Annotated in this window: 10 protein-coding genes and 2 pseudogenes; 5 read left to right on the top strand and 7 right to left on the bottom strand. The window is 61.1% G+C overall.

Features of this window, described 5'->3' with window-relative positions:
• Positions 1 to 284 (top strand): annotated as a pseudogene (locus tag NKI25_RS32700) (NAD(P)H-dependent flavin oxidoreductase); the annotation flags it as partial.
• On the opposite strand, the pseudogene NKI25_RS32695 reads toward NKI25_RS32700, so the two are convergent.
• A pseudogene (locus NKI25_RS32695) lies at positions 272 to 1,027 on the bottom strand (IS5 family transposase). The pseudogenes NKI25_RS32700 and NKI25_RS32695 overlap by 13 nt on opposite strands.
• Before the next feature lie 179 nt (positions 1,028 to 1,206).
• On the opposite strand from NKI25_RS32695, the gene NKI25_RS32690 reads away from it, so the two are divergent.
• The 3 genes from NKI25_RS32690 (at position 1,207) to NKI25_RS32680 (ending at position 5,002) form a co-directional block, all read left to right on the top strand.
• Positions 1,207 to 2,547 (top strand): IS1380 family transposase, encoded by a 1,341-nt coding sequence (locus NKI25_RS32690; protein WP_353000525.1) that lies wholly within the window; start codon positions 1,207 to 1,209, stop codon positions 2,545 to 2,547.
• Between the two features lie 516 nt (positions 2,548 to 3,063).
• Positions 3,064 to 4,713 carry an MFS transporter gene (locus NKI25_RS32685; RefSeq protein WP_353000523.1) on the top strand — a complete coding sequence of 550 codons (1,650 nt, stop codon included), beginning with the start codon at positions 3,064 to 3,066 and terminating at the stop codon, positions 4,711 to 4,713.
• A 40-nt stretch (positions 4,714 to 4,753) separates the two neighbouring features.
• Positions 4,754 to 5,002 carry a DUF982 domain-containing protein gene (locus NKI25_RS32680; protein ID WP_352468908.1) on the top strand — a complete coding sequence of 83 codons (249 nt, stop codon included), beginning with the start codon at positions 4,754 to 4,756 and terminating at the stop codon, positions 5,000 to 5,002.
• Positions 5,003 to 5,107: 105 nt separating this feature from the next.
• Here NKI25_RS32680 and NKI25_RS32675 read toward each other — a convergent pair whose 3' ends face one another.
• On the bottom strand, positions 5,108 to 6,808 hold the full coding sequence (locus NKI25_RS32675; protein ID WP_353000527.1) for a type IV secretory system conjugative DNA transfer family protein: 1,701 nt from the start codon (positions 6,806 to 6,808) through the stop codon (positions 5,108 to 5,110).
• On the opposite strand from NKI25_RS32675, the gene NKI25_RS32670 reads away from it, so the two are divergent.
• Positions 6,707 to 7,036, top strand: coding sequence for a hypothetical protein (locus NKI25_RS32670; RefSeq protein WP_353000528.1), 330 nt, complete (start codon positions 6,707 to 6,709; stop codon positions 7,034 to 7,036). The genes NKI25_RS32675 and NKI25_RS32670 overlap by 102 nt on opposite strands.
• A gap of 233 nt (positions 7,037 to 7,269) precedes the next feature.
• On the opposite strand, the gene virB11 is transcribed toward NKI25_RS32670, so the two are convergent.
• Genes virB11 through NKI25_RS32645 form a run of 5 tightly spaced genes read right to left on the bottom strand, consistent with a single transcriptional unit; the run spans position 7,270 to position 12,376 of the window.
• Positions 7,270 to 8,295 (bottom strand): P-type DNA transfer ATPase VirB11, encoded by a 1,026-nt coding sequence (gene virB11 / locus NKI25_RS32665; protein ID WP_353000522.1) that lies wholly within the window; start codon positions 8,293 to 8,295, stop codon positions 7,270 to 7,272.
• Position 8,296: 1 nt separating this feature from the next.
• Positions 8,297 to 9,754, bottom strand: a complete 1,458-nt coding sequence (gene virB10 / locus NKI25_RS32660; RefSeq protein ID WP_353000520.1) for a type IV secretion system protein VirB10 — start codon at positions 9,752 to 9,754, stop codon at positions 8,297 to 8,299.
• Positions 9,754 to 10,539 carry a TrbG/VirB9 family P-type conjugative transfer protein gene (locus NKI25_RS32655; protein ID WP_353000519.1) on the bottom strand — a complete coding sequence of 262 codons (786 nt, stop codon included), beginning with the start codon at positions 10,537 to 10,539 and terminating at the stop codon, positions 9,754 to 9,756. Before NKI25_RS32655 ends, virB10 begins: the two co-directional genes overlap by 1 nt.
• An 8-nt stretch (positions 10,540 to 10,547) precedes the next feature.
• Positions 10,548 to 11,324 (bottom strand): VirB8 family type IV secretion system protein, encoded by a 777-nt coding sequence (locus tag NKI25_RS32650; protein WP_353000517.1) that lies wholly within the window; start codon positions 11,322 to 11,324, stop codon positions 10,548 to 10,550.
• 8 nt (positions 11,325 to 11,332) lie between these two features.
• On the bottom strand, positions 11,333 to 12,376 hold the full coding sequence (locus NKI25_RS32645) for a TrbL/VirB6 family protein (RefSeq protein ID WP_353000515.1): 1,044 nt from the start codon (positions 12,374 to 12,376) through the stop codon (positions 11,333 to 11,335).
• Positions 12,377 to 12,379 lie beyond the last annotated feature (3 nt).

The raw sequence follows: 12,379 nt of genomic DNA, 5'->3' as shown, positions 1-12,379 counted from the left end.
CGCGGTTTTCACTGCGCGTTCGGAAGAATGCTTTTACGGAAGCCTGGCACGGCAATGAGGCCCATCTCCTCGCCGACATTGACGCGCAGTCCGCTGCCTACCGGGAAGCGTGGGCAAGCGGCGATCCCACAATAGCCGCGATCATGATTGGTGAGGCCGCCGGCCTCATCCACGACATCCAGCCGGCGAGTGACATACTCCTTCGCACCGTTTCTGAAGCGATCACGCTGCTTCAGGGCGCAAGTTCGCTTCTGTTTGTCGAGGACAACTGTCACAGCCAGTAACTGACCGTAGCGGCTAGGCAGACGGCAGCGAGGAAGTTCGTGGCCGATCGATCGTATCTGGTGGCGATGCGGCGGAAATCCTTGAGCCGTCCGAACAGGCGCTCGATGGCGTTGCGATCACGGTAGAGGAACGGGGAGAAGCAGTTCTTCCAGCGCCGGTTGGCTTCGGCGGAATGTTCGGCATCGCCCCTTTAGCCTAGACCTGTGGCGAATGGCATTGGTATCATAGCCCTTGTCGGCGTGCAGGATCGGGCTCTTGGGCATCTGCTCCAGAAGCAAATCTCCGGCGCTGCAATCGGCGACCTGGCCACCGGTCAAGAGGAAAGCGATCGGGCGGCACAGGCCATCGGTCAGGGCGTGGATCTTCGTGGTTCGCCCACCGCGCGACCGGCCGATCGCCTGATTTTGCTCCCTCCTTTGCCGCCAGAAGCGCAGCGATGCGCCTTCACGGCCGAAGAGTCGATCAGGACCTCAGCCGGAGGACCGCCAGCCGAGGCCAGGGCGTGGAAGATGTCGACCCAAACGCCTTTGGCAGCCCATCGGACAAAGCGATTGTAGAGCGTCTTTCTCGGCCCGTAGACTTGCGGGGCATCGACCCAGCGGCCGCCGGACTTGAGGACATGGACGATGCCGCCAATCGCTCGGCGGTCATCGACTCTTGGCTTGCCGCGCGTGTCGGTTGGCAGCAGCGCCTGCGGCCGCGAAACCTGCTCCTCCGTCAGCCAGAAATAATCGCGATTCATCTGTGGCCTCCCTTTGGAGACCGTGACTCATAAAACCACCGTCAGTGGAATCCCTTTATGGGTCCGGATCCTAGCCTGAAAAATTCATGGGGTTGGTGGATGTGGCGCAAGCCGTTGAAATGACGTAGGATTTGGTTGCTTAAGCCGATCCGAACCATTTCCCGGAGACCACACCCACCATGAACGATCTTGCGCTGCCGCTGAGCGGTTTGTCATCAGTCGGCGGCAAGTCCGTCGTCGCCCGTTTCGACGGCGGCATGCTGTCGTCCAACAGCGGCGTTCTGGCCTTGGCCGAGGTGGAAAAGCGGTTGCGGGTGGCCGAGCGTCTGGCGCGTTGCATCGACGATCCGCGCTGCCCGGACCAGGTCGTCCACAGCCTGGCGGACATGATCGGCTTTCGCATGAAGATGATCGCCGCCGGCTACGAGGACGGCAACGACGCCAACCGGCTGCGCCGCGATCCGGTCTTCAAGATGGCCCAGGATGCGCTGCCATCGGGTCGGGATCTGGCGTCGCAATCGACGCTGTGCCGGCTGGAGAACCTACCCGGCGTGCGGGAGCTGGTCGCGATGGGACGGGCGATGGTCGATCTCTATTGCGCCTCGTTCCGGCAGGTGCCGAAGCGGATGGTACTCGACATTGACGACACCTTCGACGCTGTGCACGAAGGCCAACAGCTTCGCCTGTTCAATGCCCACCATGACGAGTACGGCTTCCAGCCGATCGTCGTGTTCGATGGTGCGGGACGGTTCGTCAGCGCGATCCTGCGACCGGCCAAGCGGCCGAGTGGGGCTGAGATCCGCCCCCACCTGCGCCGTCTGGTGCGGGCGATCCGGATCAACTGGCCGAACATTCGAATCCTGCTCCGCGGCGATAGCCATTATTGCAGCCCGCAGGTCATCGACTGGTGCCGCGCCAACGATATCGACTTCATCCTCGGCCTCGCGCCCACCACGACCTTGCGCAAGCATGTCGCGGATCTGGAGGCCAGCACGACGGCGCGCTTCGAAGCGTCGGCCAAGACAGGCAAGGTCCGCAGGTTCAAGGAGTTCGTTGACGGCGCCGCTAGTTGGAGCCGCGTCGAGCGCATCATCGCGCGGGTCGAGGTCGGCGCCCAAGGTGGCGATATCCGCTTCGTCGTCACCAACCTTGCCGGTGGGAAGGCCAAGGCGCTCTACGAGGATGTCTACTGCCGGCGCGGCGCGGCCGAGAACCACATCAAGTCGTGGAAGACGCATCTTGCCGCCGACCGCACATCCTGCACCAGAGCGACGGCCAACCAGTTCCGGCTATTCCTGCATGCCGCTGCTTACTGGTTGATGTGGGGCTTGCGGGCCGCGATGCCGAGGCGCTCGAGCTTTGCCGTCGCCCAATTCGACACGCTGCGATTGCGCCTCATCAAAATCGCTGCGCGGGTGGTCGAGATGAAATCGCAAATCCGCCTGCACCTGCCGACATCGTGCCCCGACCAGCGCATCCTGCGCATCGTCCTCGATCGCATCCCCCAACTCGCGACATAACGATGGGGGCAGACGCCCCGAAACGAACCCGTCGACCGCAACCTGCAAACCCCCGCCTGCCACCACGACGGAGCAATCCCGGCGCCTGACGAGGCGCGTGGAAAAGCACCGCAACGGCGACCACAGCGTCGCTTCAGGCCGTCAAAAGCTTATCGCCGTGCATCAAGGCGGCTAGGTAGGTGTGGCCCGGCTTCGTTGAATCCGCTGCGGGCCAGCTCTCTGATAGAAATCGGCGCCGTCGTCCCAGGCTTTCCATGGGCATCGTTTCCCGCGCGGAATGAAGGTCTCCTTCCCGAAGGCGGCAATTCCTAACTCGGTGCGATGCCCGATTTGCGGTCAGGCTGCATCCGCCTTTTCTTCCAGACCAAGTAATCGCTTCGGCCAGAGCGCCGGCGGTGAAGAATTGTCTTGCGCTATCCCTAGCAAATGCGCTCATGCTGCTATTCCTCCACGGGCACCTGCGCCGGGAGGGCACCTCTAAACGCGACCGATAGACCGAGGGGAGGGCTCAACCCAATGAGCAGGGTGGCGCCCGCAGATGCGACTCCAGCTTCGTCGGCGACATTTGCGCCGCTCGAGAATGCAACTTTCCGATCGATCTGGCTTGCTACGCAGGTGTCCAGCTTTGGCTGGCTAATTCAAACTGTCGCCATCAGTTGGCTGATGGCGACCATTTCGACTTCCGACGTGATGGTCGCCTTGGTGCAGGCTTCGACGACGTTGCCTACATTCATCCTGTCGATCATCGCCGGAGCCCTGGCTGATAATTTCAGCCGCCGCAATCTGATGTTCGCTGGCTGGTCCGTGATAGCGCTGTCCTCGGCGATGCTGACGGTGCTTGCAGGCTTGGGAATTTTCAATCCATGGATGGTTCTTGCATTCAGCTGTTTGGCCGGAGCGGGCGCCGCTTTCACCGATCCCGCTTGGCACGCGTCGGTCGGCGACATCTTACGAAAACGCGAAGTTCCAGCCGCGGTTACGCTCATCTCGGTTGGATATAACGCTGTTCGAAGCGTCGGTCCGGCGCTTGGTGGCATTGTCGTTGCCTCCTTTGGACCTTTGACAGCTTTCGCTGTGGCGACGCTGACCTATCTAGCGCTGCTGTGGACCATAGGGCGCCGCAAATGGGATGTTCGCTCGTCCCCCCTCCCGCGGGAGCCATTGACCACGGCCATCCATGACGGAGCGCGCTTCACCGCACTATCGGCGGAGATCAAGGCGGCAATCGCGCGTGGCGCGCTTTTTGGCCTGACCAGCATCTCCATACTCGCGCTCCTGCCTGTCGTTGCCCGCGATCAATTAGGCGGAGGACCGATCGTTTATGGCATCCTGATGGCTGGCTTCGGGACCGGCGCCTTGTGCGTCGGCATCTGCAACAATGTTTTGAGACGGTCGCTCTCCCAGGAGCGACTGACAATACTGGCATGCATCGCTTGCGCGGCGTGTTGTTTATCTCTTGCTCTCACGTCTTCAGTGGCAGTGGCGGCTATTGCGCTGGCGCTCGGCGGCGCGGGATGGGTGGTCACCTGGACGGGGCTCGACGTAAGCGTTCAATTGGCAAGCCCAAGGTGGGTCGTTGGTCGCACGCTCTCGATCTATTATGCCCTTTCGTCGGGTGGCATCGCGGCCGGCAGTTGGCTGTGGGGTACGGTGGCTGAGAACTATTCGCTTGCCTCAGCCCTGGAGATTTCAGCTGCTGCGCTACTGATGGTCGCGGCCACCGGGTTCCTGTTGCCGATCCGTCAATGGCAAGACTCTGATCAGGATCCTTTTGGCTTCGAGACACCGCAACTCGCTCTCGACCTGAAGCCGAGAAGCGGCCCGATCGTCATCAAGATCGAGTACTCAATACCGGAGGCAAACGTCGAAGCTTTCCTCGATCAGATGCAGGAACGACGGCGGGTGCAAAGCCGCGTCGGCGCCAGGCACTGGAACCTCCAGCGCGATCTTCAGGATTCCTCGCTTTGGACAGAAACCTTCCGCACGCCGACCTGGATGGACTATCTGCGCCTTAACCATCGCCTCACAGCGGCGGACAAGGAATTGGACCAACGTCTGCTCGAATTGAACATGGGTGGAAACCCACCTCTTACTAAACTTTCGATTGAGCGGCCGACCGGGGCAACCCGCAAGCGGGATCAAACGCGATTTTTCTTCCGCCGGTGATCGCAGGCTGTTGTTGATAGAGTTTCAAGGGTGAGGGTAGATGACCGGCTTGGTAAGATTTGAGAGGCCAGTTGTGATTCAGATTGGCCGCTATACAGAACGCACCGTGTTCGATGTTAATGATGCGGCCTCCATCCTGCTGCGGGATCTTGGTGGTCGTCAGACGGAGAAGCACAGGGCAGCTATGGACGCCTGTCTGAAGGTTATACGAGGTGAGCTTCATCCACCCGCCGCCCGCAGGGCTTTCGTCGCGGTCGCGCGCGAAGCAAAGATTCTGCGCGGCGATTGACTGGAGTGCTCAAGCGGCACCGCCCGGCAACTGGCGGCTGATACAGAAGGCCTGAGGCATGACGTTGCCGCTCTTCTATCTGACACGAGCAGGGCGCAGCAGTTCCTACCCGTCGACTACATCGGGCAAGGTGTCTTCGACGACGCTCAAATTTCGGTCGAAAGCTTCTTTGTCAGATGCGTGGGCCCGGAGAGAGCGCACATTGTTCAGGATCGCCGCCACCGCCGCTTCTTTATCGGGTGCTATCCTTGTCGTGACCGCTTTAGCCGCCAACGCGGAAAAATCTATGGCGGTATAAGCTGGTACGACCGCAGCGTCGGTTGCTTTCGGCCGTTCTTTTACGATTGCGCGCCGGCCCCGCGGCAGAGCCATACGGTCAGCTTTTGCTGCAAATGTCGCGCCGCGCCGCAGGCGCGTCTGCAGGAGGCCCGAGCGGTACGCAGGTGCTGTCGGCACAATCGTCGGGAGCGCATGAGATGGAACCGCCTCAGAAGCGTCCAATGCAGGGCTTTTCGTGCGCGAAGCGTCGGTAGAGGCGGGCAGGGCCATGAACGCGCGTTTGGCGAGCCGGCCGTCGGCGAAATAGAAATTGCGCGTGCCGAGAATTGGCAGTTCGCCGCGCGGCAATATGATGACCTTGTTCTTGTCGAGCGTGCGGATTTCATCCGGCCGCATAAGAGGCCGCCGCACTTGCTTGCGGTGCTCGGAGCGCGTGTAATAAGTGTCGAACAAGGTTGCCTTGGTTCGCGTCACGTCCTTTTGAACGTCCGACGTTTCGCCGAGCTGCTCGGAAACGTAGCGCAGATCGTCAGCGTCCTGCGCACCGAAAAAGATCTGCACCCGAGCGGCGTTAATGAGCGTCTTGCGCCCTTCCTGCCGATAGATCTCGTCTACAGCCTTCAGCGACTGCACGAAAAACCACATCGAAACGCCGTTGCCGCCGAGCACGCTCGCCATTTCGGTCACGTTCTCGAGCTTGCCGAGGTTCTGGAACTCGTCGAGCAGCACAAGCACCGGATGCTCGTCCGGACGGGGCTGGGTTTCCGACATGAAGTTCATCATCTGCGTGAGCAGGACGTTGAACAACGGTCCAAGCGACGAAATCTGCTCACGCCGCACGTCGAGATAGAGAGACATCCGGTCACGCTTGAGCTTGCGAATGTCGAAGGTGCTGTGCGACGTAGCTCGCATCAGGCGCTCGTTGAGAAACGGGGCCATGCCGGTGCGAACGCCGGCGTAGATCCCGGAGAACTGCCGCTCAGACATCTCGAAATAGGGCAACAGGGTTTGTAGCGTAAAATGCGAGCATTCGCGGCGGCGTTCCTCGCGCAGCGAGCCGATGAACTCCAGGAGCGGCTGCTCGGCACCGTTCATGATCTCGAGGATTGAGGCGAAGGTCTTCTTCTCGTTCGGGATCGCGGGCGACTCCATGACGAAGGACGCTATGCCGGTAAAAAGGAGGCGGGCGTCGTTAACCCAGTAGGGATCCGCGTTCGAAGGGGGGCGCGGAAACAGCGCTGCAGCGATGTTGCGAAGGTCGATGTCGCGCTGCGCCGAATCCAGCGAGATGAAGTCCATCGGATTGTAGCATGCGGTATTGCCGTCCGGATCAGCCGGCGCGAAACGCACCACGCGGCTCATGGTTGAACGGTAGCCGGCGGTGGCCGCATAGGTCTCGCCACGCAGGTCGAGAACCACGAACGAATGCGGCCAGGTCAGGGCGTTCGGGATGATGAGAGACGTGCCTTTACCGGAGCGCGGCGGCCCTATGACGAAGCCGCCGACATCGTCGCCATCAATCCACAATTTCTTGCCGCCGATCAGCCTGCGCTGCGTCAAGCGGATCTTGCCGGAGCGCTGATCGCGGCCGGGCGACAGAATTCCGGTAAGCCTGCCGCCAGCTCGACCGACGAAGACGCCGCCAACTTTCGTCAGGCCGGTTTTCGATACGTCGCCCATCGTCATGAAGCGAGAGTCATTGCGCTTTCTCGGGCGCATGAGAAGCAGGCCGACCAGGGGCGCAAGAAACCCTGATGCCCCTGCGGCAACGGCGTATTGTACCCGGCTAAAGTTCCTCGCCATCGTATCCGCCCAGGCCAGACGAACGACCGGCAAGGGATTGGCGTTCAACTGGTCGAACAGGACGTGGGAGCCAGTCCTGAACCAATCTGTCGCGGCATAGGCGACCGTGAAGGCCAGGCCGCCCAGGGCCGTCGCCATGAGCACCATGAAAATTGCTGTTGCGATTTTCTGCATGAATGGCCCCGCTAGATTGTCTCCGCCTTGGTAAACTTGATCTCGCTGATGCCGCGCCGTCCGCCTTCGGTGCGGACCATCTGGACGACCACCGGAATGACCTCGCGCAGGTAGTCGAGGATTTCGCCTCGTGAGAGGCCCGAGCTGCCCTGCATGACCATCAGCGCCAGCCGCTCGTAGGCGGATCGGGCGGAATTCGCATGAACGGTCGTGAGCGAACCCGGATGGCCGGTGTTGATCGCCTGGAGGAACGCGAAGGTTTCAGCGCCGCGCAACTCGCCCAATAGCAGACGGTCGGGCCGCATGCGAAGGGAGGCTTCTAACAGCTGTTGCGCGGAGACCTTGGCCAGGCCCTGGTCGCCCTTTGAGGCTATTAGGGTGACGTTGTTGGGAGCAGGCAGCCTCAATTCGCGGGTATCTTCGATCGTGATGATCCGTTCATGGGCAGGGATCTCCTTCAAGAGCGCATTCAAAAACGTCGTCTTGCCGGTGGATGTACCGCCAGAAACGACGATCGAGACGCGGTTGCGCACCGCATATTGCAGGAAGTCCATCGGCGACGTGTCGTGCAGCATTTCGACAAGTCGCTTTTCTTCGGTTGACAGCGCCAGTCCGCTGCCCATCGCCGTGTCCTCGAATGCGCCGAGATCGTTGTAGGCAGCAAGGCTCATATCCATGATGACCTGCTTGCGAATCGAAATCGCCCCGCCTTCGGGAGCCGCGGGCGGCAAGATGCATTGGATGCGCTCACCCGAAGGCAGAGCAGCCGACAGGACCGGTTTTTCTTCGTTGATGACCTGATTGGTCGCCGAGGCGACGCCCGTCGAGATGTTGCGAATCCAGCCGGGCGTGACCTCGCGCTTGACGACGTGCTCCATTTCCTTCGCACCGAGGCGTTCGATGAACAATTCACCCGGCCTGTTGATCGCAATCTCGGACACCGCATCTTCGTTCAAATAGGACCATATCGGTTCCAGATGAGCGCGCAGGACCGGGGCTCTCGCCCAAGGGTCGGGGAGGGGATGTACGGCATTCATTTCACCGGGCTCCATAGCCGGGATAAAAATGATCCTTCGGCGTCCCGTAAAGAGGCGTCGGATCGATCGCCGTCGTTGGCCGCCCACCTGCCTTCAGGCGCGCCACTTCTTCCTGGACGGGATCGGCGTATAAGTCCGAGAAATCGAGATCTCGCCGCACCAGCACGACAATGGACGTGCCCTGGTCGACGTAGACTGTCGGTCCAATGTTCTGCGTGTCGCGAAACGCCTCTTGCGCGAGTTGCTGCAAGGCGGTCGATGACTTATCGAAGGCGACGCTGCGGGCGTCGCGCTGCGAGCCATTGCCACCATAAGTCACGGTGGTGGTCTCGCCGGTTACGGGATCGATCGTCGACACCTGGCGCTGTTGTCCATCCTGGCCGCTATCGCCTAGCGAGGACAGATATTCAGAGACGCCGCCAACGACGGACAGCATGATGGCGTTGCCGTAGCGTTCAACCCAGTGCGTATCGACACGCCCGCCCATGCCGCCACGCCCGAGCGCGTCTGCCCCAGGCGACTTGATATCAACGGAAATGCCGTCCGAGCGGATGACCCTGCTCCAGACGATGAAAACACGCTTTTGACCGCGCGCAAGCCCCGAGCGGTATTCTCCGGTCAGGCGCGAGCCCTTCGGAATGAGGATCCGCCTGCCGTCGAGCGAGAAGACATCCTCACGCACGACTGCGCGCACGGCGCCGGGAAGGTCGGTGTTGATCGCGGTTTCCAAATAGCCGCGAATGATCGTTCCTTCGGGGATCAACGCATCGGTGCGTCGGAAAACCTTGGCTTTGACGATGCCGGAAGAACTTGCCTCAGACTGCGCCAGGAATGCCTTGTTGGGATCACTGTCGGCCCCGGGAACCGGGATGATCTGACCGTCGGCCGCGATTTCGACCTGTGCCGCCTGGGCACCGGCATCCGTCGAGCCGGTTTGATCATTCGTCACCATCTGGTTCGACCGCAGGCGTTCCCACACCGCTTTTTCATGCTCGGCGGCCTCAGCCTTGCGGCGAGCCTCGTCCTCAGCCGCGGCCTTGCGGCGGGCTTCTTCCGCCTCGGCCTTGCGGCGAGCCTCCTCGGCCGCCATTTGCGCCTCCAGCGCGCGCCGCTGCGCATCAAGGTCCGCGCCCTCCTGTACGGTCTGATCGACATTATCGGCTTGTTGCGTGCCGTTCTGGTCGACGGCCGGTGGCGGCACCACGATCTGGTCGATCGTGCCGTCGGCAGGTTGCGGGGGTTCGTTCAACACCGGCGGGCGAAACTCGGGCGGGTTGAAGTTTTCCTCGCCATCGCTGCGAAGATCGCGCGATACCGGCTCCCGGGGCCAGTTCAGCCATATCAGCGCGCCTACCAGCACTACGCCGAGGGCGACCAGGGCGATCCTGGTACCCACGCCCGCACCGCGGCGTGCGACCGTCGGGCTGCCGTCCAGCTGGTTATAGTCGATCTGGGTCATCACCGCCCTCCGCTGGTTCCGAACACCGTGGAACCGCCTGTCAGTTTCGTTGGGCCGTAGACCTGCTCGACCGGATCGATTTCGTTGGGTCGCGCCCGGTTGTAGAGGCAGAGCGTCTTGCCATCGGCCCGCAAGGTGAATTGCCGTGCGACCTTGTCGATGACGGTGTATTTGCCCTGCGTGCGAACGTTGACCAGCGACTCCTGACGCTTGTCGTCGACAACGAAGATCGCCGGAATGTCGCCCTTGAACTCCAGAAACACCTTGGTGCCGTCGTCGAATACGGTGCGCGGCTTCAGGCTGTCGTCGCCCTTGTAGGCATAGTCGTAATTGAGATCGGCATAATTCAGGTCCTTCAAATCCGGATCGGCGGCGCTCTCCTTGGCCTGTGAGAGCAGGCGCGCGTTGATATCCTCGTCCGGGTATTTGAACCGGACCTGGAAGGATGCCCGGTCACGGCTATTGTCGGTTGCCTGCAGCAGCAAGGAATAGACGCGCCGGTTGGTGACCACGTTGACGTTGGTCCACGCATCGCGCTCCAGCGGCTTGACGAACAGAAATCGCGATCCGCGTTTGGGGATGATCGACCAGCCTTTCGTATCGCCAGCCGACACGGTTTCGATGACTTCGGTCGGGCTAAGCTCGACCATCGTTGAAATGCCAAGAGCTGCGCGCACCGACGTCACGTCGTCATTGTTGAAGGTGACATATCGGATGCGGCCGTCGCGTGCGGTCGCGTCGTGAGTAATGCCGAGGAAAAGGGCGGCCGACAGAGTGAGGCCCATGCACCATCTCATTGCAGGCTTCCCGCAGCGGGCGCCGATTCCTGGTCGCGGCGGTAATCCGTAACCTGAAATCCCAACGGGTTGTCAAAACGCCATTCGTTCTTGAGCGGCGTTGAGGTGTAGCGGAATTTTATCACCGCCACCCAATTGTCGGCTGTGGACGAATTGTCCCGCCGCGTCGTCGTGGCAAAGCGCACCGAGGCGGTGTTGCGGTTGAGCAGGGAAACCGACTTGATCTCGACCGAGACAGTGACATTGCGGCCAAAAATCTTGTCCAGCGATTGTGGGTTTGCTGGCGTATAGAGCCATGTCAAATCCTTGGACGCGGCGTCGGTCGAGTAGAGCTGTGCCAGGTCGTAATTCTGTTTCAGTTCACGGGAATCGTAGGTTTCGCGGGCCCTGATGTAGCGCACCAGATTGGCCGCCGTGACGGCTTCATTCTGGGACAAATCTCCCGGCTTGAGAGCGCGCATGATCTCGAGGTAGCCCGTCGATTTGTCGACCTCGACAACATACGGTTCGAACTGCCGGAGCGGCAGGATCAGCACGAGCGCCAGCAGCGACAGCACCGCAACCAGTCCGGAAACGCCGCTGACGATCCAGGCCAATGTACGCGATCGACGCATTGACCGGTGCGTGTCGTCTTCCCAGGTCGCGCCCAGCCTGTAATAGCGCTTGTCGACGAGTTCGCTGCTGCGGTCAGCAGCCGTTTCCACTGGCATTGCCACGTTACTATTGCCTCGTTTGCGCGACGCATCCTGATCCACGCCGCGATCGGTGATCATTGTGTGGTCTAGGCCAGAGGCCTGGAGTTATCGCGCGCACCTTGCTGGATAGCGGTCCGGGTTGCGGCATCCGCCTTGGCTGCTCGCGAAGATCGAAAACTGTTTGCCGCGAGCTGCCGGGCGCCGCGAGCGGCACGGCCGGCGGCCCAGCGCGCGCCGGAATAGCGCACGGCATTCCTGCCGAACGTCCCATATGAGTACCGGGCTCCCACGGTGCTGAGATAGCCGCCGCCATTCAGGATCGAAGCAATCGACGGTATCTGCATGAGAACGTAGATCCCGATGATCGTCACCAGCACCAGCGGCAGCACCAGCGACATTTTGCTATCCATGGTCGCTCCGCCGGACGTGGCGGTGTTCAGCGCCGCATTGACCAGCGAGAAGTAGAAACCGAGAAAGCCGTAAATCAGGACTTGCTGGATCATCAGAAAGGTGGTGAGCGAAAGGAAGCCTTCGCTCATGCGCGAGGACCATCGGTAAAGCCAAAGAACGATCCATATCGGCGCCAAGGCCAGCGTGATGAACAACATCACTTTGGCGGCGATGATCGCGGCAATGGCAAGCGCTGCGAAGATGATGGCAGACAGCAGAACGAGCAGCGACAAGAGCGCACCAAAAATGTCATAGAAGGATCCGCTGTAGACCTGATTGGCGACGTCCTGCGCCCCCTGGTAGAGATTGTCGATAAGCGCTGGAATTGCCGCCTGGTCGCTGAGCTGGTTGCCGGTGGCCCGCGACACGGCGCCGACGATCACCTTGCCGACCTCGTCTGGAATGCTTTGCGCGAGCTGATAGATCGTCGCGGAAAACGTGCCCCATCCGGTCAGCAGCAGATAGATGATGACGGCGCGGCCGAGGCGATAGGCCGCTTCGATTGGCGAAATCGACTCACGCCCGCTCAGGATCGAATAGCCCCACCACACGATATAGAGGGTCAGCATCAGGGTGAAGACGTTGCCCATCGCATTGCCCAACTGCATATAGACGGTGCGGACGAAGTCCTCACCGATGTTGTCAATGCCACCGAGAATGCTTTCGGCGAGACCGTTCATGGA

The sequence above is a fragment of the Mesorhizobium sp. M0808 genome, from assembly GCF_040320025.1.
In the GTDB taxonomy this organism is placed as follows: domain Bacteria; phylum Pseudomonadota; class Alphaproteobacteria; order Rhizobiales; family Rhizobiaceae; genus Mesorhizobium.
Note: the sequence above shows the minus strand (reverse complement) of the source record. Positions and strands in the feature narration are given on the sequence as shown.

What these genes read in the sequence shown, in the direction of transcription:
- NKI25_RS32690 (WP_353000525.1), top strand. Translation starts at nt 1,207, where the DNA reads ATGAACGATCTTGCGCTGCCGCTGAGCGGTTTGTCATCAGTCGGCGGC.
- NKI25_RS32685 (WP_353000523.1), top strand. Translation starts at nt 3,064, where the DNA reads ATGAGCAGGGTGGCGCCCGCAGATGCGACTCCAGCTTCGTCGGCGACA.
- NKI25_RS32680 (WP_352468908.1), top strand. Translation starts at nt 4,754, where the DNA reads ATGACCGGCTTGGTAAGATTTGAGAGGCCAGTTGTGATTCAGATTGGC.
- NKI25_RS32670 (WP_353000528.1), top strand. Translation starts at nt 6,707, where the DNA reads ATGCGGCCAGGTCAGGGCGTTCGGGATGATGAGAGACGTGCCTTTACC.
- virB11 (WP_353000522.1), bottom strand. Translation starts at nt 8,295, where the DNA reads ATGAATGCCGTACATCCCCTCCCCGACCCTTGGGCGAGAGCCCCGGTC.
- virB10 (WP_353000520.1), bottom strand. Translation starts at nt 9,754, where the DNA reads ATGACCCAGATCGACTATAACCAGCTGGACGGCAGCCCGACGGTCGCA.
- NKI25_RS32655 (WP_353000519.1), bottom strand. Translation starts at nt 10,539, where the DNA reads ATGGGCCTCACTCTGTCGGCCGCCCTTTTCCTCGGCATTACTCACGAC.
- NKI25_RS32650 (WP_353000517.1), bottom strand. Translation starts at nt 11,324, where the DNA reads ATGATCACCGATCGCGGCGTGGATCAGGATGCGTCGCGCAAACGAGGC.
- NKI25_RS32645 (WP_353000515.1), bottom strand. Translation starts at nt 12,376, where the DNA reads ATGAACGGTCTCGCCGAAAGCATTCTCGGTGGCATTGACAACATCGGT.